Genomic DNA, 316 nt, shown 5'->3' with positions numbered 1-316 from the left:
ACTTTATCCGAGGCGATTATCGAGGCGTTTTGCGAATACTATCGTGACACTGATTATGGCGACACTGCGCCAGTAGAAGAATTGGATGAAGCCAGTCTCGCCAAGCAACCTAACCTGAATAAATACTATCAGCAAATGGCAGATTGGGATTGGCGTTTTGGTAAAACCCCTGAATTTACCCATCACATTGAGACGCGATTTGATTGGGGCATCATTGATTGTCACCTTGATGTGAAGCAAGCAGTGATACGCGATGTGGTTATCTTCTCTGATGCGCTAAACGTTGAATTAATTGACCTATTAAAAGACACATTGA

The 316-nt window shown here is 43.0% G+C and carries 1 protein-coding gene; it reads left to right on the top strand.

The window, feature by feature from the left end; genetic code table 11:
* Positions 1–316 (top strand): lipoate protein ligase C-terminal domain-containing protein (locus tag AAEZ05_RS28065; RefSeq protein WP_350649827.1); only part of this gene is annotated, 316 nt, incomplete at both ends.

Source organism: Pseudomonas sp. HY13-MNA-CIBAN-0226 (assembly GCF_040310305.1).
GTDB classification, from domain to species: domain Bacteria; phylum Pseudomonadota; class Gammaproteobacteria; order Pseudomonadales; family Pseudomonadaceae; genus Aquipseudomonas; species Aquipseudomonas gregormendelii.
Note: the sequence above shows the minus strand (reverse complement) of the source record. Positions and strands in the feature narration are given on the sequence as shown.